The organism is Spirosoma daeguense, from assembly GCF_054776875.1.
This window is the reverse complement of sequence record NZ_BAAHBF010000003.1, coordinates 248,807-274,357: the sequence shown is the minus strand read 5'-3', so window position 1 is coordinate 274,357 and position 25,551 is coordinate 248,807. Positions and strand designations below refer to the sequence as shown.

The following is a 25,551-nucleotide window of genomic DNA, read 5'->3' as shown; positions in this document are numbered from 1 at the left end:
CACAACCGCTACGTCAACTGTTATCTGTATCGGTCTGTCGCCTATCTTTGCCCGATTTTTAGCTGCATCGTTTTTATGGCCCAATCCCTTAGCGTCCGCCATTTGGTGGGTATTAAAGACCTGAACGAGTCTGATATTCAACTTATTCTGGAAACCGCCGGACAGTTCAAGGAAGTCATTAACCGACCGATTAAAAAAGTACCCTCCCTGCGCGACGTAACGATTGCCAACGTTTTTTTCGAAAATTCGACCCGCACCCGACTTTCATTCGAACTTGCTGAAAAACGATTATCAGCCGACGTAGTGAATTTTTCAGCATCGGGCAGTTCAGTCAAAAAAGGAGAAACCCTACTCGATACGGTCAATAATATTCTGGCCATGAAGGTGGATATGGTTGTAATGCGCCACAGCAGCCCCGGTGCCCCGCATTACCTTACCAAACACATTAAAGCCAACGTAGTAAACGCGGGCGATGGCACGCATGAACACCCAACCCAAGCTCTGCTTGATTCCTTTTCGATACGAGAAAAACTGGGCGACGTAGCGGGTAAACGTATCGCGATCATTGGCGATATTACCCATTCTCGTGTAGCCCTTTCTAATATTTTCTGCCTGCAAAAACAGGGAGCCGAGGTAATGGTTTGCGGCCCTAAAACGCTGATTCCGAAATACATCGAATCGTTGGGCGTAAAAGTTGGGCATGATGTGCGAGCCGCCTTAGCCTGGTGCGACGTAGCGAACGTACTACGTATCCAGTTGGAGCGTCAGCAGATTAAATACTTCCCTTCACTACGTGAATATTCGCTTTATTTCGGAATCTCGAAGCAAATGCTCGACGAGCTGGACCGGCCGATTGTATTGATGCACCCCGGCCCCATCAATCGCGGAGTAGAGCTAACTTCCGATGCAGCCGACTCTCCTCACAGCATCATTCTCGATCAGGTAGAAAACGGCGTAGCAGTACGTATGGCGGTGCTGTATTTGCTGGCACAGTTGTAGAAACTCGCTTGTATTGGCTCATACTTTAGGTATTACTTCTTCTTAAGCGGCTACTTGCTGCTTAACGGATTAAGAATGGCCCATTTTTAGCGACCTCACATCCCGTCAATTGTCATAAGTCTATACACCGACTTAAATTATGACTTGATCATAACTTGTCTTAATACACTTTCTATAACGTAAGGAAGCCAGCTAAACAGATTAAAAATCAGAACAATACGGCCAATATTACGGTTCTTTACTACGTCTATTTTTCAAGCGTTGTTGAAAAAGTACAAATTATTAAAATGTTAAAAAATGTGAAATTTGCGGTTTTAAGCCTCTACTTTCATCAATCGGAGTAAACCAAAAATCTATTCACGTCGTTGTGGTTAAAGGAGTTTTAATGCCTTTTTAATGTTAATAGTAATCTAATTATATGGCGGTTATTACGCAACAACCCCCACCATCGCCCTTCCGACGATTGATGCGATTATTGGGAACTGAACGAAAAGATATAGTATACACACTTTTATTTGCCATCATCACCGGTATAATCGGATTAACCTTACCACTTGGTATTCAGGCAGTTTTTAATTTAGTATCCAGTGGTATGCTGTTTAGCTCGGTCTACGTAATGATCGGGCTGGTTATTGTCGGCGTGCTGGTTGGCGGTTTATTAACAGTAGTACAACTTACATTGGTCGAGATTATTCAGCAACGAATTTTCGTAAAAGCAGCCTTCGAATTCACGTATCGGTTACCCCGTATTAAACCCGACGCCCTGAAGTCCTATTACCCACCCGAACTTATGAACCGGTTTTTCGACATGGTTACATTACAAAAGGGAATGTCGAAAATCCTGATCGATTTACCGGCAGCAATCATCCAGATTTTGTTTGGTGTTATTCTGCTATCGTTCTATCACCCTGTTTTTATTGGCTTTGGCGTCGTAACGTTATTGGTTATTTACAGTGTGGTTCGCCTGTTTGGTCCAGAAGGAACGTATACAAGCATTAAAGAATCGAGCGATAAGTATCAGGTAGTCGACTGGCTCGAAACGTATTCGCTTGCTGTATCGCAAAATCGTCCGTTAGATGATTCCCGCTCGCCCATCGACCAGATTGACCAACATCTGGCCAGTTATCTAAAAAATCGGAACAAGCATTTCAGCATCCTGAAACGGTTCTATTATACATCCATCGCATTCCGGATGCTAGTTACGGGTGGATTACTCATTTTGGGCACATCGCTGGTGGTTAGCCGCGAGATGTCGCTGGGTCAATTTGTTGCTTCTGAGTTAGTTATCGTCCTGGTAACAGCCGCTGTCGACAAACTAATTTCCAGCTTCGACACCATTTTCGATATGCTGGCCAGTGTTGAAAAAATTGGTATGGTAACCGACTTACCCATCGAAACAGACACACCAACCCATGCTTAACATATCCAATCAACAAATTGATGATGAGCTGATTGTTGCAAAGCACCCGCTTAAATCATTACAAAAACTCCCGCATCCCCGAAGTAGTCGAAAGCTTGGCCGATGGCTGCTTTTCTTTCTCATACTGACTATCATCATCATGTTCCTGCCCTGGCGGCAAAATATCAGCGGCACCGGAACAATAACCGCTTTATCACCACAAGATCGTCCGCAATCGCTTCAAAACGCCATTGCCGGACGAATCGAACACTGGTCGGTACAGGAAGGACAATACGTAAAAAAAGGTGATACATTGCTCGTTATTTCGGAAATCAAAGACGAATATTTTGATCCCAACCTGCCCCAGCGTCTTCGCGAACAATTAAACGCAAAAGAAGGCTCACGAGTGGCTACCGATGCAAAAATTCAGGCTTTAGACGGCCAAATGAAGGCCTTAAGCGCAGGCGTGAAAGTCGATCTGGCTTCAGCAAAAAATCGGGTAAAACAAAGTCAGTTGCAGGTACGTATCGACAGTGCAGACCTGGAAGCGATTCGCCGGAATTATCAGATTGCGGTTACCCGGCTCGAACGCTACGAAAAAGGCTATAAAGATGGGCTATTCTCGCTCACCGATCTCGAAACCCGCCGAATCACTCTCCAGCAGGATTACGCCAAGGTGATTGTTCAGGACAACAAACTGAACGTATCGCGTCAGGCGCTGGCAAATGCGCAACTTAACCTGCAATTGATTCAGGCCAAGTATGAACAGGAAATCGCCAAAACGATGTCAGATCGCAGCTCGGCTGTATCGAGTCAAGCCAGTGCCTACAACGAGATTGCGGTGATGCGCAACAAAATTAGTAACGTAGCAGTACGTCGTGGCCTATACATCATTCGTGCTCCGCAGAATGGCTACATCGTTCGTGCCCTGAAAGCCGGTATTGGTGAGACGATAAAAGAAGGTGAATCCATTGCTACGTTACAACCAGATAACCCAACAATGGCCGTTGAGCTCTACGTTCGTGCGATGGACGTACCCCTTATTCAACGCGGTCGAATCGTTCGGCTTCAGTTCGATGGCTGGCCCGCCATTCAGTTTTCGGGCTGGCCTGCTGTAGCTGTTGGTACATTTGGTGGTAAGGTAGCTGTTATTGACGCAGTTAGCAGCACCGACGGCAAATATCGCTTACTGGTACGTCCGGAAGTAATGCCAGGCGATCAGCCCTGGCCTAAACAGTTACGGGTTGGTTCGGGCGTTGTCGGCTGGGTAATGCTTGACGACGTACCGATCTGGTATGAAATATGGCGTCAGTTGAACGGATTTCCACCCAGTTTAAAACAAGAACCTGCTAAGACAGAAAAATAATGAAGCTATTCCTTTCGTATGGTTGGATAGGGGGCTTTCTGCTCTGGTCAGGTTCTATGTTTGGCCAACAAACTGGCCCCGCTCTCAACGTACCAAACAGTATAACAGCTACGCCAAAAAATGACGTGTTGTCTCGCACGGTTATTGAAAACACGGGCACTACGTCTGGATTACCAACAAAGCCTGCCAATCTGACCCTTGTGGCCGATACGTTACCCGTATTTACGGCCGATGAGTTTTATCAGGCCATTATGCAGCATCATCCAATTGTGAAACAGGCAACCTTACTTAGTCAGGAGGCCCAAACCCAGGTGATGCAGGCTCGTGGTGCTTTCGACCCAAAGTTGATGACCGATTACGCCAGCAAAAACTTCGGCAATACGTTGTATTACGAAAAATGGCGCTCTGGCGTATCGGTTCCCATACTGCCGGGTGGGCTTGATCTGAAAATGTATTACGACCGAAACACTGGTAAATACCTGAATCCTGAAAACAACGTACCACCAACCGGCTTAATGGCCGTTGGCCTTAATGTACCCATTACACAGGGCTTACTGATCGATTCGCGCCGAAATACGTTACGTCAGGCACAACTATCGGTGAATATGGCCGAAGCCAAGCAGCTAGATCTGATCAATAAAACATTATTGAACGCGGCCAAAGCCTATTGGGATTGGTATCAGGCTTATCAGCAGTTTCGCTGGATTGATCAGGGGTATCAACTGGCACAAACACGGTTTCTGGCCATTCGTGAACGTAATCAGATTGGCGACGCGGCCGCTATCGACACCACCGAAGCGCTCATTACGGTTCAGGATCGGCTGGTTCAGCTACAACAGATGGACGTTCAGTTACAGAATACACGTCTGCTGCTGAGCACGTTTTTATGGAGTAGCCAATCTGGAGATCCGCAACCAATCGATTTACCCGCGTCGGTAGCACCCCAGACAGCACCACCAAATCAGGCAAATCAGATCCGGCTTCAGGAGCTGGTCGAACGGGCATCGCAACGGCATCCCGAACTGATTCGGTTAAGCAATCGGCAACAGCAATTAACGCTTGAAGAACGTTATCGGCGCTCGCTTTTACTACCGAAAGTTAATTTAGAAGCCAGCCTGTTAAGCCGTGGGCCACTGCCGAGTGGGGCAAACGACGGTGCTACGTACTACGGTTTTCAGACAGATAATCACAAAATTGGCGTCGATCTGGCCTTCCCGATTTTCCTACGTTCCGAACGCGGTAAACTTCGGCAGGTGCAGTTACAGAACCAGCAAACGGGGCTGGAACGTCAGCAGGCCGGTCGTGATATTGTAAACGATGTACAACGGGGCTGGAATGAACTGGCGGCTCTTGAACGACAAATCACGACCCAACAGCAAACGGCGGCCAATCAGCAGGTTTTGGTACGTGCTGAAGTAGAGAAATTTCAGCTAGGTGAAAGCTCGCTGTTTCTGGTCAACAGCCGGGAATCAAAACTGATCGATCTTCAGATAAAGCTGGAAGAACTACGTTCAAAACAACAGAAAGCCCTCGCCAACTTATGGTACGCAGCCGGCTCGAACGTAAGCACGCGGTAAGGTGGAGTGTTTCCTGACAATTTCTTATTTTTGAAAAAATAGCGTATCGCTGATGGAACTGGAACTTCATACATTACACCCTCCCCGGCATCAGAAATTCGATGACGATTTTTTCCTTGCACTGTGTCAGGCCAACAAAACAGCCCGTCTCGAACGTGATGCTCGTGGAAACATAATTTTTATGCCCCCCACCGGAACAGAAACAGGACGTTACAACGCCGATCTATCTGGCGAACTCTGGAGTTGGAATCGCCGAAAAAAGCTTGGCCATGTATTCGACTCTTCAACAGGTTTTAAACTCCCTAACTCAGCCGTCCGCTCGCCCGATGTTGGCTGGATCAGTCTGGAACGCTGGGAATCAATTCCAGAAATCGAGCGACAAGGATTCGCGCCTGTCTGCCCGGATTTTGTTGTCGAAATTCGCTCGAAAAGCGACGATTTGAAAGACTTAAAAGATAAGATGGAAGAATATCGCGATAACGGTTGCCGATTGGGTTGGCTGATTGATCGGGCAGGGCATCAGGTATTTGTTTATCGGGAAGATGGTTCTATCGAAATAAAACATGGCCCAACGGTTAGCCTATCAGGCGAAACCATATTGCCCGAGTTAAGTATGCAAATAGCCGTATAAAGCTTTATCGTTTCCTGAACGTAACAAAAGCAGAGCAGCCGATGAGTTGCTCTGCTTTTGTTTTATGGCCTAAAATACGTTATTTCACTACGTTGCCTCCACTTGTATAGCCTCATCAATGAAACAATCCGCTACGTTAGTTCGAGTCCTTTTTGTTACGTTCCTCTGCTTCACACGCTACGTATACGCGCAGGAAGATGTGCTCAAGAAATTACAGGAAATTGCCATCATCGAGCAGAAAGTGATGATGCCCATGCGCGATGGCGTTCGGCTGGTAACCGACATTTATCGCCCAAAAACCAATCAGAAAGTTCCGATTATTTTCTCAAAAACACCCTACAATTTCAATAGCTGGGGCGATGGCGAACAAAAACCCAATACGTATCAGACGGCTCTCGACGCCGTAAAACACGGCTATGCCTACGTAGTACAGAACGAACGGGGCGTGTTCTTTTCCGAAGGCGAATGGGATATTCTGGGGCCGCCAACTACCGATGGCTACGATGCCTTTGCCTGGATGGCGAAACAACCCTGGTCGAATGGAAAAATTGGTACGTATGGTTGCTCCTCAACAGCCGAGTGGCAAATGGCCGTAGCGGCTTTGGCGCATCCATCACATGCGGCTATGGTTCCGATGGGTTTTGGCGCTGGCGTTGGCCGGGTCGGGCAGTTTTACGAGCAAGGCAACTGGTATCGAGGTGGGGCGCAACAGATGTTATTTACTACGTGGCTTTACGGTACGCAGGTCGATCAGGCAGCACGGCCACTTTTCCCAAAAACAGCCACCAGTGAAGATTTAACCCGCGTTTCGCGCTTCTACGATCTGGCACCCGAAATGCCCAAAGTCGATTGGGTACAGGGGTTAAAGCATTTGCCGGTTCAGGATATAATTAAGAATGTGAATGGTCAGAAAGGCGTTTACGAGAAAATGATTGCCCGTAAACCCAACGATCCGGATTGGTACAAAGGCGGTCTTTACCACGATAATATGCCTTTCAACGTGCCGAGCTACTGGTTTGCCTCGTGGTATGACGTATCGACCGGCCCGAATCTGGCGTTGTTCAACCACGTCCGCAAGAATGCAGTTGATCCCAAAATGCGCGACAGTCAGTATTTGGTTATCGCTCCTACCCTGCACTGTGCGTACAAACGCGCTACAGCAAACACCATCGTGGGCGAACGTAGCGTTGGCGATGCCCGGCTGGATTACGACGCCATGATTTACGGCTGGTTCGACCATTGGCTCAAAGGCGAAACTAACGACGTAGTGAAAAATATGCCTCGTGTGAAATACTATACGATGGGTTCTAACAAATGGCAAACCTCCGAAACCTGGCCTCCCGCCAATGTTGACATGACAACATATTACCTATCCAGCGGTGGACGAGCTAACAGTTTGTATGGTGATGGAAAACTAACAACCAAACCAGTTGGCAAGGACGAAAAACCAGATGCTTTTGCTTACGATCCTGCGTATCCAGTGCCTTCTTATGGTGGCAACGTCTGTTGCACCGGAAGCGCCGTGCAAGGTGGTTCATTTGATCAGCATCAGATGGAAACGCGGCAGGATATTCTGGTGTACACAACCGAACCGTTTGCCGATGGCGTTGAGGTAACCGGCTCCATCGAACCGACGCTCTACGTATCGTCGGATGCTAAAGACACTGATTTTACCGTTAAATTGATTGACGTTTACCCAGATGGGAAAGCGTATAATCTGGACGAAACGATACTACGTGCCCGCTATCGCGATGGGTTTGACAAAGAAGTATGGATAGAAAAAGGCAAGGTTTATAAGCTTACGTTAAGTCCCATGTCGACCAGCAATTATTTTGCGCCCGGTCACCGCATTCGGGTTGAAATATCGAGCAGTAACTTCCCACGTTTCGACCGAAATATGAATACGGGTGGTGATAATTACACCGAAACGAAAGGCGTTATTGCCCGTAATCAGGTTATTCACACGGCGCAGTATCCATCGCAGATTCGGTTACCGATTGTGAAAAAGTAAGGCGAACAAATCCGCTAACCATACTGTTCTCCTGTTGTGGACTTATTCGCTGCTACGTTCCTAAAGGTTTATAAACAGCGATTAGCTGTTGCCGCACGTCAGACAGCAAGATGCTATCTAAGACAACCGTATCATTTGATACAATTAACGAATAACGACTCTTACTGATGAAAGGCTTCCGATTTTCAGATTATATTCCACCCGAACAAAAAGAAGGCAGCAACTTCGAAAAGCTGCTCAATATATTTCAGCAGTTATTGCTGCTGACATCGGGCGACGTAGAGCAGGCCATGTCGTGGATGAGCCAGCTTGACCGCCAGTATGGTTTAACCGACGACAAATACGGCATCGGAAATTTCTTCGAAGACCTGAAAGAAAAAGGCTACCTGACCGACGATAATCAGGAAGGACGTATCGTTATGACGCCCAAGAGTGAGCAAACGATACGTCGGGCGGCTCTCGAAGAAATTTTCGGCAAGCTGAAACGCTCGAAATCAGGCGGTAATCATAAAACGCCTTACACGGGCACTGGCGACGAACTCAGTAGCGACTTGCGTAGCTATCAGTTTGGCGACACGCTAGAGCAGATTTCGATGACCGAATCCATCAAAAACGCTCAGATTAACAGTGGCGTTGAAGAGTTTCGGCTGATGGAGCGTGATCTGGAAGTAACGGAAAAAGAGCAGAAAACCCAGACATCGACTGTTCTGATGATTGACATTAGCCACTCGATGATTTTGTATGGCGAAGATCGTATTACGCCTGCCAAGAAAGTGGCGCTGGCGCTGGTTGAGCTGGTAAAACTCAAGTATCCTAAAGATACGCTCGATATTGTGGTGTTTGGGAATGACGCCTGGCAAATTCAAGCTAAAGAACTGCCCTATCTGGAAGTTGGACCATACCATACTAACACCGTAGCTGGGCTTGAGTTAGCAATGGATCTGCTACGTCGGCGGAAGAATAAAAACAAGCAGATTTTCATGATTACCGATGGAAAACCGACTTGTTTGAAAGAAGGGATTAAATATTACAAAAACTCGTTTGGCCTCGACCGTAAAGTAGTGAGTAAAACGCTCACGCTGGCCGCACAGTGTCGTCGGCTCGATATTCCCATCACTACGTTCATGATTGCTTCTGATCCGTATCTGAAACAGTTTGTTCAGGAATTTACGAAGGTGAACAACGGCCGGGCTTATTACAGTGGTTTGCAAGGGCTTGGCAATATGATGTTCGAGGATTTTCAGCGAAATCGCCGGAAGAATATCAAATAATTCCAGAAACGTCTGCCAAACGCTACGTTATTGATAATACAAAAAGTCGGGGCCGAGGTCTCGGCTTTTCTTTTATCCTAAATCGCAACGGCCGACGTAGTAACACATGAACAACAAAATTTACTAATGACCACTTTTGCCGATAAAGCGATTCCTTATTATCATTCGCTGGCGTCTCCAACTAATCTGCCGCCAGACGTCGACGTATTAAATTCATTTCAAACGCCTGTTGTCAAGCACCTTGTAGAAGAGTTTTATACGCGATTTTTCAGTGATAATCAGCCACGCGTTTTTCTGCTTGGCATTAATCCCGGACGGTTTGGAGCGGGCGTCACCGGCATTTCGTTTACAACCCCTCAGAATCTCCGTCGCTACTGCGGCATTGAAAATGATCTGCGCGATACGCCCGAATTATCGAGCCGATTTATTTATCAGGTTGTCGAAGCATTTGGTGGAGCCGAAGCATTTTACAGACACTTTTTTCTGACATCTCTATTCCCGTTAGCACTGACGAAAGCAGGGGAAAATTACAATTTTTACGACGACCGAAACACAACCAATGCGCTCTGGCCAGCCATCACCGAAGCGGTTCGAACACAGCTTACGTTTGGCAGTGACCGGCGGGTAGCTGTTTGCTTAGGACGTAAAAATGAAGCGTATCTTCAGCGCCTGAACAAAGAACAAGGTTTCTTTGAGCGTATCGTTACGTTAGATCACCCACGTTACATTCTTCAATATAAATCAAAAGACGTAGCATTATACCGGAAAAAGTACATCACTACGTTGTACGACTGCCTAGACGAAGCATAAAAAAGCCGTGCTACGGTCAATAGCACGGCTCTTCATCCTTCTACGCTAATTGATTTATTACAATTTGGTCAATTCCATAGTTTGGGTGTAGGTTTCGTCTTTTCCATCACCGTCAAAATCATCAACATAAGGAGCCGATAGTTTTAACAGATTACCACTCAAACTCACGTCAAAAACATTTACTTCCGTACCGCTGGTAACTGTTAGCTTACTTCCATCTAGTTTCCAGGTCGATTTATCTTCAATTGGGTTCACATCATCGACCAAAGCCGCACATTGGCTATCAACTTTTCCTGTAACAGTACCATTGGCATTAAATGTAATGGTCATTTTTTTCAGGCAGTTAACAAGCTGACTTCCATTCGGAATTAATTGAAAGACAGATAGCAAATCGTCCGTTTTTTGCCCCGTGCCGAAATCGACGGCTGGACTAATTTTTAATCCTGAAAACTGCCAGTTTCCTTCTACTGCCGATTTCGATGGTGTTACTACGTCGTCGCTTCCTTTCTTACAACTAGCAAACCATAAGGGTAATGCTATAATCGATACCCATGCCCATAGACGTACTGTGTTTACTTTTCTCATTGATTGCTTACGGTTAAATTAAGATTAAAACTCAACCGCAAAGCTTATATATTCCAAAAAGTTTTTCTCTATACGACTTATTTAACGGCCAATCTATTGCTGAATGGTCCAATCGGTCATCAATTTGTTGTCAGAGCGACCTTTTTACGATTTCTTCAACTCCATCGTATAGGTATACATGGTTGTGCTCGGTGTTGGGTAGTTCAGTAAACCCTGCCATTGTAATTTCAGGATTCCCCCCGCATTCGACAAAATCGTATACTCGGTTTTTGTACCGTCTGCCTGTGTAATGGTAAGTTTATTATTACTCGACGTCCATTTACTGGAGGTACTTATACCGGTGAACATACTAACCGGCACACCGATGCTCTGGCAAGATGTTGGGTTATCGGCTGCGGCATCACCATTGGTTTTGAATGTAATTGTAAGGTCGTTCAGGCAGGTAGTATTATTGAAAAGTAATTTAGATGCCGCAATGAGGTCATCATATATACCCAAAACTTTCGGATCTACTTTCAGCGTACTGATTTTATACGTACCATCAATCGAAGTGCTGGATGGAGTGGGCGTCGTTTCTTCTTTCTTACAGGAACCAAACCAGAACGGTATAGTCAGCATAAGAGACCATGCCAATACATGCGAGAAATTGAGCTTTTGCATACGTTTTTGCTAATAAAAGAGGGAGATGAGTCTTTTACGTCTAAAATTGATACATAAAATTCAATTTCACATCGTATATACCCAATAGAATTTATGCAAATAACAGAGAAACCTTTTTTAGCATAATGATTTATTAAATTATCCTGTCATTTATAAAGGCCAATACGTATCATTAACCGATGGCCTGGTTTCTTTCGAGTTTCTCCCGGAAATAATTACTTTATAACTTTACGAATCATACTAAGAACTATTCTTCATGCTCGTAACCACTACGCCCAATATTGAAGGCAAGCAAATCACCAAATACATTGGACTTGTTAATGGAGAAGCCATCATTGGGGCAAACTTCGTCAAAGACTTTTTTGCAAACATCCGCGATGTCGTTGGCGGACGCTCGGGCGCCTACGAACAGGGGCTGCGCGAGGCCAAAAGTATTGCGATTAAAGAAATGATTGATCAGGCTACCCGGCTCGGTGCCAACGCTATTATTGGAGTTGACCTCGACTACGAAACCATCGGTGGTAACGGCTCTATGCTAATGGTGAGTGCTAACGGCACAGCCGTTATAGCATCGTAATAGACTGGTTTATAATGCAAAAAGCGCTGAAAGGTTATTGCTTTCAGCGCTTTTTGCATTATTTAATAGAAATCAGAAGCGGTCATCGTCGTCTTCCTCCTCATCTTCTTCACCGAAATGTGAGCCGGGGTTAAACATCGAACCGAGCAAATCTTTAAACGACTGGCCCGTATCCATGGCTTTTTTACCAACCAGCGAATGTTCGGCCAAACCGTGCAGAGCAAACTCCATCATAAACAATTTCTCTGACTTGCCTATACGGGGATGGAACTCATCAATCAGATCATCCAGACCGTCGATGCTACGTAGGCGAGCTTCGTAATCGCGATTGGTCAGATTGCTCAGAATATCCATCGTATTGCCATCGCCGAACCAATCGGTAATTTTCTTGTAAGGATTTCCCCGTTTATCTTTCTTGGCTTTTTCCGGATTCGGGAAATAATTCAAAAACTGGTTCCGAATAGCTTTTCCAATAAGATTCTGCGCCACAATAACCGGTCCCTCAACTTCGCCTTCATAAACCAGTTCAACCTTACCGCAAATGGCAGGTACTACGCCATACAGATCAGCGATACGTACGTAGGTTTCTTTTTCGCTGTTAAAAAGCGCGCGTCGCTCAGCCGAAGAAAGCAGGTTTTCATAGGCCGAAATCGTCATCCGGGCTGAAACACCACTCTTCGAATCGACGTATTCACTTTCACGAGCTTCCAACGCAATTTGTTCGATCAAATCCGCTACCAGCTCGTTGGTTTTTACCATGCCTTTCTGCTCCGTTTTTACGATAGCTTCCTGCATGGTAATTTTCTTGCCGATTTCGATGGATTTGGGGTAGTGGGTTACAATCTGCGAATCGATACGGTCTTTCAGGGGTGTAACAATGCTTCCGCGATTGGTATAATCTTCGGGGTTAGCCGTGAAAACGAATTGAATATCCAGCGGTAAACGAAGCTTGAAACCCCGGATCTGAATATCACCCTCCTGCAAAATATTGAACAGCGACACCTGAATACGAGCCTGTAAATCAGGCAATTCATTAATCACAAAAATACACCGGTGCGAACGAGGAATCAGACCAAAGTGAATGGTACGTTCATCGGAATACGGGAGTTTAAGCGTAGCGGCTTTGATCGGGTCTACGTCGCCAATCAAGTCAGCCACCGATACGTCGGGCGTGGCCAGTTTTTCGGTGTAACGGTCATTACGGTGCAACCAGGTAATTGGTGTCAAATCACCCTTTTCGGCTACTACGTCCTGCGCAAAACGCGACAGGGGCTGTAACGGATCATCGTTCAGTTCGGAGCCAGCCACCACCGGAATATATTCATCCAGCAAATTGACCATCAGACGGGCAATCCGGGTCTTGGCCTGACCACGCAAGCCAAGCAGATTTATATGGTGCATCGATAGAATGGCGCGCTCCACATCGGGAATAACGGTATCTTCATAGCCCCATATTCCGGGAAACACTACTTCTTTCTCCTTTATTCGTTCAATCAGATTTTCGCGAAGTTCCTGCTTAATCGAACGGGATTGATAACCGGCGGCTTTCAGGTCGCCTAACGTAGTAATCGATAATAATTTTGATGGCTTCAGGCTGCGGTAGTTCATTTTTTCTAAGTGATGAATAATGAATGATGAACGATGAGTGATATGTAAAGAACGATTATGCATCAACTGCATCCGTCGTTCATTACGTATCGTTCATCGTTTATCACTCATCACTTAAACAACAGGCTTTCGAAGGAAATGGTTTTTAGACGCTTAAATTGACTAATTTTGCCCCCATTACCGTCGAGGGGATTGCTGGTAGCTGTTATGAAGACGATTACATCTTTTTTCTTCCTGTTCGTTCTATTTCTTGGTGCACTGAGTTGTCGTGTTCAGAATAACCCGCCCGAATTAATCAAATTATCGGCTTCAGGAGAGTACATTGGCAAAACAATTGTTCTGTCTGGTTACCAGTTTGGCTCAGAACCAGTTGTTACGTTTGGGATGGCTGCTTCGGCCGTCACTGCGGCTATTATCAGCCACGACGAAAATACAATTCAGGTAACGGTTCCGCTCGTGGCTCCCGGTCTGACTCAAGTTCGGGTACGTAACACCGAGGGTTCATCTGATCCACTTCCTTTCACAGTTAGGCAACCCGCACCTTCAGGTGTTTCGATAACTCCAACCAATGGGCTACCCGGAACTCTGGTAACGATAACAGGCAATTATCTGAATCAATTAAACCGGGTCAGATTCGACGAAATCGATGCCATTATTGTTGATAGCTCGGCAACAAAAATTTTAGTACGTGTGCCAGCAACGGTGATTCGCGGGCCCAGAACCTTAGCCATTGAAACCGCTCAGGAACAATATCAATTCACGACTACATTTATTGTTGCCGGTACTCCGCAGATTAACAGCCTTTCGACCCGAAAAATCAGACCGGGAACCGAGCTGGTTATTACCGGCACAAACCTTACCGATGGCGTAGTACGTATCAATGGGCTGGCTATGGACAGAAATCAGACCACTGTAAAAGATTCTGAGATACGAACCATCGTGCCACAGGCCGCTACGTCGGGGTTTGTTACGGTTACCGTTTTTGAAAAACTGGTGGCTACAAGTCCGGATAGTCTGCTGATTATTCAGCCGCCTTATGTTGGTGGTCTGAATGCTCGTGATGGTATTGCAGGGGATAAAATTGTTCTATCCGGTTTCAATCTGGCCGACGTAACGTCTGTTATGTTTAACAACACGGCTGCTACGTTCCGGGTGTTGAGTAATACGCAAATCGAAGCTACGGTTCCAGCTTTGAGTGCACCAACACAAGTTGCCATTGCCGTAAGTGGTGTTGGCGGTGCGGCTACAGCCACAGAATCGTTTTTCTTCTACGTAGCACCATCGACCATTACGTTTAGTCCGGTGCGGCAGATACGTAGCAGACCAGTTACCATTACTGGCCAAAATCTTCATCGGATTACCGAAGTTCGTATCAATAACATTTCGGTGCCTATTACAACACGTACTGAAGGAAGTTCGCTTATTGTCGACGTACCAGCCAATGGAACCAGCGGCCTCATTACGGTATACAACAGGGCAGGTTTTATCGCTACAACAACTCCGCTTGTGGTTGTACAGAACCCAGTTATCACCGATATTATTCCGGCCAAAGCCCGCCCCGGCGACCGCGTGGTGCTGCGTGGCGATTTCCTGCTGAACGCTCAGATTTTCTTTTCAGGCATGACAACCGAAGCCCCCGACGGTGGCCGGAACACGGATGTAGAGCGTTGGGTAACTGTACCTGCCACGGCTCAGACGGGCGCGATGCGTGTAGTAAATGCGGCTGGCGAATCCACAACACCCGCATTCACAGCAATACGGCTAATTACTAACATCGACTTTTCTCCCCAGACAGGGAAAGTCGGTGATGATATTATCATGAAGGGCGATAATATCGCGTCGGTCAAAGAAATTCGTTTTGGAAACGGTACGTCGGTTGCCGCTACAATGGTTGGGGTAGGCAATACGTATAAAGTGACGGTACCCGCCGGCGCTGTTACAGGCCCAATCTGCCTGATCAACGAAGCAGGTACCGTTTGTACCACTGCCAGTTTTACCGTAACGAAGTAAGAATTGGCTGAATCTGTCGAACCAGAACTTCGTTGATACGAACGTAACTTTCGTGCGTCCAGCCCGCTACGTGTGGAGTAAGTACAACCCGATCTGATTGGCGTAGATAATTGAACGTATCCTGCTGTTCGGGCGTAAGTTTTGCCAGTTTCTCGTTTTCCAGTACGTCGAGACAAGCACCACGTACTTTTCCACTTTCCAGCCCACGAACTACGGAAGCCAGTGACGTAATTTCGCCACGGGCAATATTGATCAGATAAAACGGTTTCGCTACCTCTGCAATGAACGTATCGTTAATCATCATCCGCGTTTCGCTGGTGAGCGGAATGTGTAAGCTAATTACGTCGGCTTCGGCTTTGATCTGTTCCAGTGTAGCCTCCTGCGCGAACCTATCGCCGTAGTTGGTGAGAAATTTATCGTATGCCAGCACCCGGCAACCGAAACCGCTCAATCGCTGGGCCGTAGCCCGGCCGTTGTTGCCATAACCAATCAGGCCAACTGTCATATTTCCCAGTTCGTAGCCTCGGTTGCCTTCGCGATCCCAGATACCCTGTCTTACTTCTCGGTCGGCTTTTAGAATATTAGCCAATAGTCCTAGCAACATACCAAGAGTATGCTCAGCCACGGCATCGCGATTGCCTTCTCCCGCATGGAAAACCTGAATTCCCCGTCGTTCAATCGCGTTGAGGTCGATCAGATCCAGACCAGCACCTGCCCGGCCGATAAATTGAAGGTTGGGGGCGCTACGTAGCACTTCGTCGTCGATAGTTGTTTTGCTACGTATGATCAGGCCAGTAAATGGCTCTAAGGCCGTCAGAAGCTCGTTACGACTTATTTTAGGTTGATAATCGTAGTGGATGCCCGCATCGGTAAGCATCGCAAATAACGATGGATGCATTTCATCGGCAATCAGAATAGACGGAGGACTCTGGAACATCTGTGGGGTTTTTGTAACTTGCGCCAATATTAAATGAATAATTTACAATTGAATAAGGGATATTATGCCCTTCAGGCTCTGTCCGTTGTTCATTATTCATTGTAAATTATCCATTTTACTCTGGCGAAACTACGAAAAGTGCATGGAACAACGCCAACCCAGCGAATCGAACCAACCCCAAAATACATCGGCAGATGGGCAAAAAAACAATGCCCAGCCTACTGAAAAACCAGCAAATGCCCCTCAAAATGGGCATCCAGATAACCGACAACCGTCGCAGCAGCGCGATAACAGGCATCGGAACAATCGCGGTGAGCGGAATGAAAATCGGAACAGCAATAACCAGTCGCCCGATGCTAATGGGGCCGACCGGAATCAGCGTTCTGGTCAGCGACCACAGCAGCAGCGTGATGCTGCACAAGTAAATAATCAGCGTCCGACCGAAGCCCGCCAACGCGACGATGCCCAACCCGAACGTAGCAACAATACTAAAAATCGTCAGTCGGCCCGCGAATCGATGAATAATCCCTACGCCGATCCGCGCGACTCTGGCAATCAGGCTCCTACGTTGGCAGAACAGGGAGGGCGCGAAGATCGACTGGTTATTGGCATTTCGCTCGGCGACTATAATGGTATTGGCCCCGAAGTAATTCTGAAAGCGTTGCAATACAATCGGTTGCAGAAAATCTGTACGCCAGTCATTTACGGTTCCATGCGGATTTTGAATCGGTATCGGAACCTGTTAAACTTAAAAGACTGGAATCTGAACGGTGCGCAGACAATTGGGCAGATCAGTCATAAGCTTACCAATGTCATTACGTGCTGGCCCGACCAGAATCAGGATATTCAGCCCGGACACGTAACGCCCGAAGCCGGACAGGCCGCTTTTGCCTGCCTGCAACGTGCCGTCGATGATTTGAAAGATGGGAAACTGGATGCGCTGGTTACGGCCCCGATCAATAAGTATAATATTCAGTCGGAAGAGTTCAAGTTTCCGGGACATACTGAATATCTGGGGCAGGAATTTGGCGTTCAGGATAACCTGATGTTTATGGTGAGCGAAAAGCTGCGTGTAGGCGTTGTTACAGGCCATATTCCGCTCGGACGTGTGCGCCAGAACGTAACACGCGACCGTATTTCGCAGAAACTTACGCTGATGATGCAGTCGCTACGTCAGGACTTTGGTATCGAGAAACCAAAAATTGCTGTACTGGGTCTAAATCCACACGCTGGCGAAGAAGGACTCATCGGCAACGAAGAACAGGAAGTAATTAAGCCGCTGCTGAATGACTGGCGCAACAAAGGGCAACTGGTTTTTGGCCCCTACCCTGCCGACGGATTTTTCGGTACACGGGCCTATACAAAGTTCGATGCTGTACTGGCTATGTATCACGATCAGGGATTGATTCCGTTTAAATCGATTGCGTTTGAGGAAGGTGTTAATTTCACCGCCGGAATGTCTGCTGTTCGCACTTCGCCCGACCACGGCACCGCCTATGATATAGCCGGAAAAGGAATTGCCGACGAAACCTCTATGCTTCAGGCGATTTACACCGCCATCGACGTAGCACGCTACCGAAAGGAATTTCTGGAACTTGAAGCAGGAGCGCTTAAGTGAGTTGTAAGCTTATAAGGTTTTAGAGTTATAAAGTGAGTGTAACAACCGTTGAAACGTTACAACTTTACAACCCTATAACCTTACAACTTTATAACTCTATAACTTTACAACCTTACAACTCTATAACTTTATTCCTGATGCTGAAATCAATGACCGGCTTTGGCAATGCAACCGTAGAAGCAGGCGGTCTGGCTGTAACAGCCGAAGTAAAAACGCTGAACTCCAAATTTTTAGACATTCATTGCCGTATTCCGCGTCAGTTTTCGGATAAAGAAATTGAACTCCGCGCGCAGTTAACCCATCAACTGGAACGAGGTAAAGTAGAATTATCGCTTAATCTGGCCCGTACCAACGCCATTCGTCCGGGCGTTGTGATCAATCGGCAACTCGTAGCTGCCTATGTCAATGATCTGAAAGAAACCGCGAATTCTATGCTCATGAGCATTCCCGACGGCGAAGTATTTCAGTTAGCCTTGCAACAACCTAATGCCTTCTTGACCGAATCAGCAGACCCTACGGCCGATGTCTCCGATTGGGAAACTGTTCAAAAAGCAGTGCAGGAAGCTCTCCGGCGTTGTAATGAATTCAGAACGCAGGAAGGTGCTGTGCTGGAAGGTAAGTTTCAGGAGTATATTCAGATTATTTCAGATCGTTTGCAGGACGTAGAGGAACAGGATATTCGCCGTATGCCCGCTGTTCGTGAGCGTATGCGAAATTCGGTCAAAGAATTACTGGATAACGATACGTTCGACCATAACCGCTTTGAGCAGGAGTTGCTTTACTACGTCGAAAAGTTTGACATTTCTGAAGAGAAAGTTCGTCTGAAAAACCACCTCAGCTATTTTCTGGAAGTGATGGCAACCGAAGAAGCGAACGGTAAAAAACTCAACTTCATCTCGCAGGAAATTGGCCGGGAAATCAATACAATTGGCTCCAAAGCAAACGATGCCACGATTCAGCGCTACGTAGTACAGATGAAAGACGAACTGGAAAAGATAAAAGAGCAGACCATGAATGTGATTTAAACAAAGGGAGTTATAAAGTTGTAGGGTTATAAGGTTGTAAAGTTCTTGGCTTGACGAACATGAACTCTACAACCTTATAACCCTACAACTTTATAACAAGAAATGCCCATCCTTGACCAGACCTTTTACGAGAAACACGATACCCTCACCCTAGCTCAGTTACTGCTGGGTTGTGAACTCGTACATAAATCACCCGAGGGCACTACGTCGGGAATTATTGTCGAAACTGAAGGATATTTAACCGGCGATCCGGCCTGTCATGCCTACCGCCGAAAAACGAACCGAAATGCCGCTATGTTTGGCCCGGCCGGTACGTTATATGTGTATCAGATTTACAATCATTACAACTGCATCAACGTAGTAACCGGCCCAGAAGGCGTAGGAGAGGCCGTGTTGATTCGTGCTTTAGAACCCACCGAAGGGCTTGATCTGATGGCGTTACGTCGGAATGAAGCGTTTAAAACGGGTTTCGAACGGTACCGAAACAACAGTATCAATCTGGAAAATGCCGCAGGTCAACGTAGTTTAGGTAACGGCCCCAGCAAGCTCACCATCGCAATGGGCATTCGTCGTGAGCGCGACAATGATACATCGTTAATTACAGGTAATATCTTCATACGCGGCCCTGTTCTCCACGATTTCGACATGGTTACGACAACACGTATCGGTATTACACAGGGAGTCGATTTGCCTTATCGCTACTATATCAAAGACAACCGTTACGTCAGTAAAAAGTAGCCGTGCTACGTATTCCCTCCCCTAAAAACCAGAGGAGGGACTTAAAAAAGTCAGAGGTCACAGTCCGGCAGAAGCCGAGCGTTTTCCGACAGGCCGAGAGGGATTTTAGCCGGGTACTTATTACATCTAAAAACACAAAAAGCGAGTTGTGAAAAAGTCCGGCATTTTTTGCCATCAACTTTTTCACAACTCGCTTCAAGAATTTATTAGCTGAATCAGGCTGGCTCCATTTCGCGCTCGCGCTTATTTAGCCGCGCCCGTTCAATTGGATTTATACGTAGCAGAATACGCTTTTTCAGGCGCATCCAGCGTTCGTACAATTTCGATTCTTTCAGGAAATTCCACTTTTCATTCTTCTCTTCCTGCTTATGCTCTTCCGGATTATAAAGCATACCCGTGCATAGGCAATGCTTCCGATTGGTGCGGGTCAGAATGTCGAAGTTTGTACAGGTCTGGCAACCTTTCCAGAAAGCCTCATCGCCGGGCAACTCGCTGAGCGTAACCGGTTGATAACCAAGATCTGAGTTAATTTTCATAACTGCCAGACTCGTGGTAATACCAATAATCTTAGCCGTCGGAAACATCGTCCGCGAAAGCTCGAAGGCTTTGGCTTTGATCTTGGTGGCAATACCGCTCTTACGGTATTCAGGATGCACAATCAAGCCTGAGTTGGCCACAAACTTACCATGTTCCCATGTTTCGATGTAGCAAAACCCAACCCAATCGCCGGAGATTGTTGTGGCAACAATTGCTTTGCCCTCCAGCATTTTTTCCATGATGTAAATAGGCGAGCGCTTGGCAATACCGGTTCCCCGAGCTTTTGCACTTTCCTCCATCTCTTTACAGATGGTTTCGGCCAACCGTAGATGGTTTTCGTTGGCTACCTGAACGATATATTCGTCGTTAACTACTTCGGGTTTAATCATTGTCGTTTATCGGGCGGTTGTGAAGCCGCAGAAACGGAGACAGTGTAATCCGTACGGATCTGTTGTGAGAAAAAAAACGAAAAAATGAGCGGAGAGGTCTACCACATAGGCAAACAAAAAGAAATAGTCCTTTCGGACCTAAACCGAAATGGCGTAGTATGGAAGAAGGTCGGTATGTAAACGAGCTTTGCCATTTGGGTTTGTGCGAAAACGCGGACAATTTTAGATAGATTATCCGGGTCTTGCAATAGCATAACGGATTTTTTTTAGGATAGTTCGCCAACGGCCAAAACATATTTCTTAATCCTCAAGTCCTATACGCTCAAACGTTGGTCAGAGATTGGTTCGCTGGCCGACACTACTGAATGTATGGCTGATTTTTTTGCTTCTAAACGCCACTGGCTTGTCCTTAGCCGAAGTCAGCCACTTCGTTACGTCGTCTTTTTTTATCTATATGTAATGCAGGGAATTCCGGCGGGTTTTTCCTTAACAGCGCTCACAAATCACCTCACAGCCAAAGGCATTAATCCTTCTACTATTGGTTCATTCACAGCTATTGTAGGCTTACCCTGGGCATTTCAATTTATATGGGGACCGGTGATCGACCGTTATCAGAATTCGGTAATGGGCCGCCGAAAACCGTGGGTGCTGGGCGCTCAAATTCTGGCTTTTCTGGCTTCATTGGGAATTTTATTCTTACCAAACCCTATGAATCAGATTACTACACTGGCGTGGTTTTTCTTTGGACATAGTGTATTTGCGGGTATTCAGGATGCCAGCGTCGATGCTATGGCCATCAGTATTATACCCGAAAATGAACGAGGACGTATCAATGCATTTATGCGGGCTGGTTTTCTGATTGGCACGGGGGTAGGCGCGGCCGTTTTCTCACATATCTTAAGTAATCGTGGTTTTTATGCCGCTGCGCTGACACAATCACTTTGCCTGCTCGCGTTCACATTGCTGACGTTATTCATCCGCGAACGACCAGCAGACCAGCTTCTTCCCTGGCCTGTCCGAAAAAAAGCTATTACATCGAACCGAATCCTCACAACACCGACTCCTTCTTCTGCTACGTATCAACCCGATTTTCGGTGGTTATTTACGGAATTGTTTCGAGGATTATTTTCCAGAAAGAGCCTGCTTTTATTTGGCTCGGTGGTTATGGCTTACGTCAGCATCAGCCTATTTCTGCGAGCTTATAACTACCATTTGATTCAAAGGCTGGGCTGGGCCGATACGTCGGTGTCGTTGCTTACTGGTACGTATGGTATGATTGTCGCTACGTTGGTAGCCCTCACCGGTGGTTTTGTAGCCGACCGGATTGGCCCCAGACGATTATTAGTTTTTGTACTGAGTCTGGTTGCTATTTATTTGCTCACTTTCAATAGCTTATCAGCGTTGTGGAAGCATCAGGAGGTGGCACAGGTGGGATTGGTATCGCTTTATTTTATGGACCCAAGTATTAGCGTAGCAGCTATGCCCGTACTTATGACCTTATGTCGAAAAGGTGTCGAAGGTTCCCAGTTTACAACCTATATGGCCTTTGTAAATCTCTCAGATATTGCCGGGTCTTACTTGGCGGGCCATGCCCTGAACGTAGTACAGGCTCCTACCATTGGTCTGTTTGCCGGTGGTCTCGCAGCCGTCGCTACGTTAGTTACGTTTTTTACGCTTCGTCACAGATAGGTTGTCGGAACATTTGCCTACTACGTAGCGCAATACGTTATTTAGCAGTCTCCAGTGCTTTTATAGCTTCAGGATATTGCTCAATACGTTGAAAAGTCCAAAGCGCTTCAATTGTCGATTCGGCACCCGAATTCCGATTTACCTTTCCATTCGCACCAATGCCGTCGTACCCGCGACCTGTATTTCGGTCATACATTACATTATTGGCCACGTTTTTACCCAAAAACCAACTCGCCAGTTTACCCGCCATATTGGCATATTTAGCTTCTTTCGTCTGGTCATACATTTCTAATGTGGTCCAGATCATAGGTCGCATACCATATGCAATCTGTGAGAACTGGCTGATTTTTACAGGTTTAATCTTACTATCCGATTGTTCAACTTCGAAAGACTCTAGAAAGCCTTGCTGAATCAGATACGGATAGAAATTGTCAATTTCACGTTTTGATGCGGCAATCCAGGCAGGTCTGTTAAATGCCTTTCCAGCACGTAGTAATGCATACGACTGGTCGCTGGCGTAAGCGTGCCAATGATTTTCAAAGCTTAAAATAGCGCCATATGGATACGTAGTAGCATCGCCATGTTGCATCGCGAGAATACCTTCGGCCAGTTGATCGGCCAGCTTTACTACGTTGACATCAGAGACTTGTTGATTGAGATTTGCCAGACTGAGCAGGATGATAGCCGCCTGATCGGTGCCCGAACCAAACGGAAGCCATTTCGGCACGTTTATTCCTTTAACAGACGTATACGTTTTAGACTTGCTCCCAAAATCACGCATCAGATTCGTGGTTAGCTTTTGAATGGCTGACTGGATTCGGGCGGCAAACGCTACGTCGTTTTTCTGATAATACGGATACGCTTCCGTCAGCAGCCACATAGCCCGCCACGACCAGAAATTAGGTTCAGCAACGCTCGTCCGAAAGGTTTTGTTGATGGTGAAAGTAGGCCAGAGAAAATTGTAAAAATAGCCCGCGCCGGGGTCCCGGCTATCAGCCTGTAGCTGTAGCACAAATTCGGTCATTGCGCGTAACCGGCTCTGTTTGTCTTTATTAACTGACAAATCGGGCTCGTGCAGGTATAATAAAGCCGCCCGTGCTACGTCGTCGATACAGGTAAAACCTTCATCGGCATCCGTTACGAGATGATAATCAGGTGCTTCGCTGTAAATAGCTACCGTACCAACTTCAACCCCATTGGATGCTAACTTTACCGGTTGATATAGCTTTTCAAGATGGAATAAATTAACGTAGCGTTTGATTGGTGCAGGTGTCTGTGCGACAGCTTCGTTTGCATACGAAAATGCCAGCAACACCTGCAATGTGAGTATTTTTATAGATGTGATTCGATTCATATTTCTGGGACGTCAGCTCGGCCGCGTTACTAGTCTTTCATTCCTGACGAGGCCATGCTACGTATGAAATGCTTTTGAAAAAAGAGATACAAAATCACGATTGGAATGGCCAGCATCACCGCAGCCGCGATTTTTACGCCCAACTGCGCTTCGGCCCGACCACCAACCGAAAATAACGTAACAAGTTGCGGCATGGTCATTGTCGATTCGTCGCGAATCACGATCAGCGGCCACAAGGCTTCGTTCCACAAACCCATAAATGTTAGAATCGTGATGGTCAAAACGGTAGGTAAAACGTTTGGGACGAGGATCTGAAAAATGATCCGTAATTCACTGGCTCCATCCATCCGAGCCGCTTCGATGAGTGCTTCGGGTAGACTTTGAAAGGCTTGTCGAAACAATAATACGGACAACGAACTGAGCGAAAACGGTACAATCAACGCCAGATACGTATCGACCCAGCCTAATTTTACCATTGTTATATAATTGGGAATCAGCGTAATCTGAAACGGCAATGTCATCGAAAAAATGATAAGATAGAAAATCAGGTCACGCCCTGCAAAACGGTGTCGCGCTATTGCATAGCCAACCATAGCTCCCGAAACAAGCACCAACGTAGTGGTTAGTATCGCAACAAAAGCACTGTTCAAAAAAGCCCGATCGAGGGGAATTTTGGTAAAAACCGTTACGTAGTTATTGATCGTAAAATCAACGGGTAACAGAGTCAACTCCGCCAATCCGTTTTCGGATGATAACGACGCGCTTAGCATCCAGATAAACGGATAGATAAACGACAATGCCGCCAGCGTGAGTAGTACGTATTTTAGTAGGGTTCGAGTCATAACGAAATTCATAGCTACACTTCCTGTTCTACGTAGCGTCGCTGAATAATTACTACAAACAGAATAATCAGCGCAAAGCAGAAGCCTAACGTAGCGGAATAACCCATGTGATAATACTGAAACGCCTGTCGGTAGATGTACATCACAGCCGACAGCGTTGAGTTCATTGGGCCACCGCCGGTCATGATATAAGGCTCCACAAACAGCGAAAACCCGCCAATGGTCGATAAGACCACTACGGTGAAAATGGTCGGATTGATCATCGGTAACGTAATATGCCTGAATTTCTGCCAACTCGTGGCACCCTCCAGATCAGCCGCTTCGTAATATTGAACAGGAACCGATTGCAGCCCTACCAGAAACAGAATGGTGTACAGACCAACGTTTTTCCAGGTTGCCATAACCGCAATTGAATACATTGCTACGTTCGGATCGTCGAGCCAGGCCACACGAGGCATACTTAATTCGGTCAGTATCCGATTCAGAATTCCTGAATTAAAACTCAGCAACTGTTGCCACAAAATCGTAACTACCACGCCCGACACGATAACCGGCAGAAAGAAAGCCGCCCTAAAAAACGAAGTCCCGCGCACAGTTCGGTTCAGCAACTCGGCCAGCGCCAGCGCCAGTCCAATCTGCAACGGGATATGAACAATCAGAAAACGTACTGTATTCCAGACGGCTTGCCAGAACAATCGGTCTTTGAAAAGATGTTCGTAATTCGCCAGACCGACATACTCCATCGGCGAAATGATATTCCAGCTATGGAAGGTCAGCACGATTGAAAACACAACCGGAAACGCCACAAACACAACAAAGTGCAGTATATATGGCGAAACCAGCAGGTAAGGCGTCCACTTCTTCATAAGTGTAAGTGTTTAAATAGCGAAAGAATGAAAGAGCGAAAATTGGCTACCG

The 25,551-nt window shown here is 46.5% G+C and carries 22 protein-coding genes; 14 read left to right on the top strand and 8 right to left on the bottom strand.

What is annotated here, in order from left to right; all coding sequences use genetic code 11:
• Window positions 1-75: 75 nt before the first annotated feature.
• The 8 genes from ACYVD4_RS10335 to ACYVD4_RS10300 all read left to right on the top strand — a co-directional run bounded on the left by ACYVD4_RS10335 (window position 76) and on the right by ACYVD4_RS10300 (window position 10,064).
• Window positions 76-999 (top strand): aspartate carbamoyltransferase catalytic subunit, encoded by a 924-nt coding sequence (locus ACYVD4_RS10335; protein WP_460945169.1) that lies wholly within the window; start codon window positions 76-78, stop codon window positions 997-999.
• A gap of 418 nt (window positions 1,000-1,417) precedes the next feature.
• On the top strand, window positions 1,418-2,419 hold the full coding sequence (locus ACYVD4_RS10330) for an ATP-binding cassette domain-containing protein (protein ID WP_460945167.1): 1,002 nt from the start codon (window positions 1,418-1,420) through the stop codon (window positions 2,417-2,419).
• On the top strand, window positions 2,412-3,764 hold the full coding sequence (locus ACYVD4_RS10325; protein WP_460945165.1) for an HlyD family secretion protein: 1,353 nt from the start codon (window positions 2,412-2,414) through the stop codon (window positions 3,762-3,764). The genes ACYVD4_RS10330 and ACYVD4_RS10325 overlap by 8 nt, the downstream gene beginning before the upstream one ends.
• On the top strand, window positions 3,764-5,341 hold the full coding sequence (locus ACYVD4_RS10320; RefSeq protein WP_460945163.1) for a TolC family protein: 1,578 nt from the start codon (window positions 3,764-3,766) through the stop codon (window positions 5,339-5,341). Before ACYVD4_RS10325 ends, ACYVD4_RS10320 begins: the two co-directional genes overlap by 1 nt.
• A gap of 52 nt (window positions 5,342-5,393) precedes the next feature.
• Window positions 5,394-5,972, top strand: a complete 579-nt coding sequence (locus tag ACYVD4_RS10315) for a Uma2 family endonuclease (protein ID WP_460945161.1) — start codon at window positions 5,394-5,396, stop codon at window positions 5,970-5,972.
• A gap of 118 nt (window positions 5,973-6,090) precedes the next feature.
• A complete protein-coding gene (locus tag ACYVD4_RS10310; RefSeq protein ID WP_460945159.1) occupies window positions 6,091-7,983 on the top strand; it encodes a CocE/NonD family hydrolase in 1,893 nt (630 codons plus the stop codon).
• 167 nt (window positions 7,984-8,150) lie between these two features.
• On the top strand, window positions 8,151-9,254 hold the full coding sequence (locus tag ACYVD4_RS10305) for a vWA domain-containing protein (protein ID WP_460945157.1): 1,104 nt from the start codon (window positions 8,151-8,153) through the stop codon (window positions 9,252-9,254).
• 126 nt (window positions 9,255-9,380) lie between these two features.
• Window positions 9,381-10,064 carry a uracil-DNA glycosylase family protein gene (locus tag ACYVD4_RS10300; protein WP_460945155.1) on the top strand — a complete coding sequence of 228 codons (684 nt, stop codon included), beginning with the start codon at window positions 9,381-9,383 and terminating at the stop codon, window positions 10,062-10,064.
• Window positions 10,065-10,121: 57 nt separating this feature from the next.
• Here the strand turns inward: ACYVD4_RS10300 and ACYVD4_RS10295 are convergent, their stop codons facing one another.
• Window positions 10,122-10,649: a lipocalin-like domain-containing protein gene (locus ACYVD4_RS10295; protein ID WP_460945153.1), complete on the bottom strand. Its 528-nt coding sequence runs from the start codon at window positions 10,647-10,649 to the stop codon at window positions 10,122-10,124.
• 144 nt (window positions 10,650-10,793) lie between these two features.
• On the bottom strand, window positions 10,794-11,309 hold the full coding sequence (locus ACYVD4_RS10290; RefSeq protein WP_460945151.1) for a lipocalin family protein: 516 nt from the start codon (window positions 11,307-11,309) through the stop codon (window positions 10,794-10,796).
• A gap of 256 nt (window positions 11,310-11,565) precedes the next feature.
• Here ACYVD4_RS10290 and ACYVD4_RS10285 point away from each other — a divergent pair, with 256 nt between their 5' ends.
• Complete coding sequence (locus ACYVD4_RS10285; RefSeq protein WP_460945149.1) at window positions 11,566-11,886, top strand: heavy metal-binding domain-containing protein; 321 nt, start codon at window positions 11,566-11,568, stop codon at window positions 11,884-11,886.
• 72 nt (window positions 11,887-11,958) lie between these two features.
• Here the strand turns inward: ACYVD4_RS10285 and ACYVD4_RS10280 are convergent, their stop codons facing one another.
• On the bottom strand, window positions 11,959-13,494 hold the full coding sequence (locus ACYVD4_RS10280) for a P-loop NTPase family protein (protein ID WP_460945147.1): 1,536 nt from the start codon (window positions 13,492-13,494) through the stop codon (window positions 11,959-11,961).
• A gap of 207 nt (window positions 13,495-13,701) precedes the next feature.
• Between ACYVD4_RS10280 and ACYVD4_RS10275 the strand changes: the two genes are divergently transcribed.
• On the top strand, window positions 13,702-15,504 hold the full coding sequence (locus tag ACYVD4_RS10275; protein WP_460945145.1) for an IPT/TIG domain-containing protein: 1,803 nt from the start codon (window positions 13,702-13,704) through the stop codon (window positions 15,502-15,504).
• On the opposite strand, the gene ACYVD4_RS10270 is transcribed toward ACYVD4_RS10275, so the two are convergent.
• Window positions 15,488-16,441 carry a 2-hydroxyacid dehydrogenase gene (locus ACYVD4_RS10270; protein ID WP_460945143.1) on the bottom strand — a complete coding sequence of 318 codons (954 nt, stop codon included), beginning with the start codon at window positions 16,439-16,441 and terminating at the stop codon, window positions 15,488-15,490. The two genes, ACYVD4_RS10275 and ACYVD4_RS10270, sit on opposite strands and share 17 nt — an antisense overlap.
• A gap of 142 nt (window positions 16,442-16,583) precedes the next feature.
• Between ACYVD4_RS10270 and pdxA the strand changes: the two genes are divergently transcribed.
• The 3 genes from pdxA to ACYVD4_RS10255 all read left to right on the top strand — a co-directional run bounded on the left by pdxA (window position 16,584) and on the right by ACYVD4_RS10255 (window position 19,822).
• Window positions 16,584-18,059 (top strand): 4-hydroxythreonine-4-phosphate dehydrogenase PdxA, encoded by a 1,476-nt coding sequence (gene pdxA, locus ACYVD4_RS10265; RefSeq protein WP_460945141.1) that lies wholly within the window; start codon window positions 16,584-16,586, stop codon window positions 18,057-18,059.
• A 137-nt stretch (window positions 18,060-18,196) separates the two neighbouring features.
• Window positions 18,197-19,084 carry a YicC/YloC family endoribonuclease gene (locus tag ACYVD4_RS10260; protein WP_460945139.1) on the top strand — a complete coding sequence of 296 codons (888 nt, stop codon included), beginning with the start codon at window positions 18,197-18,199 and terminating at the stop codon, window positions 19,082-19,084.
• A gap of 102 nt (window positions 19,085-19,186) precedes the next feature.
• Entirely contained in the window at window positions 19,187-19,822 is a 636-nt protein-coding gene (locus ACYVD4_RS10255; RefSeq protein ID WP_460945137.1) for a DNA-3-methyladenine glycosylase, read from the top strand.
• 215 nt (window positions 19,823-20,037) lie between these two features.
• Here ACYVD4_RS10255 and ACYVD4_RS10250 read toward each other — a convergent pair whose 3' ends face one another.
• Window positions 20,038-20,748, bottom strand: coding sequence for a GNAT family N-acetyltransferase (locus tag ACYVD4_RS10250; RefSeq protein ID WP_460945135.1), 711 nt, complete (start codon window positions 20,746-20,748; stop codon window positions 20,038-20,040).
• A 369-nt stretch (window positions 20,749-21,117) separates the two neighbouring features.
• Here ACYVD4_RS10250 and ACYVD4_RS10245 point away from each other — a divergent pair, with 369 nt between their 5' ends.
• Window positions 21,118-22,437: an MFS transporter gene (locus ACYVD4_RS10245; protein WP_460945133.1), complete on the top strand. Its 1,320-nt coding sequence runs from the start codon at window positions 21,118-21,120 to the stop codon at window positions 22,435-22,437.
• A gap of 37 nt (window positions 22,438-22,474) precedes the next feature.
• Here ACYVD4_RS10245 and ACYVD4_RS10240 read toward each other — a convergent pair whose 3' ends face one another.
• Genes ACYVD4_RS10240 through ACYVD4_RS10230 form a run of 3 tightly spaced genes read right to left on the bottom strand, consistent with a single transcriptional unit; the run spans window position 22,475 to window position 25,499 of the window.
• A complete protein-coding gene (locus ACYVD4_RS10240; protein WP_460945131.1) occupies window positions 22,475-23,791 on the bottom strand; it encodes a hypothetical protein in 1,317 nt (438 codons plus the stop codon).
• A gap of 29 nt (window positions 23,792-23,820) precedes the next feature.
• On the bottom strand, window positions 23,821-24,633 hold the full coding sequence (locus tag ACYVD4_RS10235) for a carbohydrate ABC transporter permease (protein WP_460945129.1): 813 nt from the start codon (window positions 24,631-24,633) through the stop codon (window positions 23,821-23,823).
• A 14-nt stretch (window positions 24,634-24,647) separates the two neighbouring features.
• Window positions 24,648-25,499: a carbohydrate ABC transporter permease gene (locus ACYVD4_RS10230; protein ID WP_460945127.1), complete on the bottom strand. Its 852-nt coding sequence runs from the start codon at window positions 25,497-25,499 to the stop codon at window positions 24,648-24,650.
• Window positions 25,500-25,551: the final 52 nt, after the last annotated feature.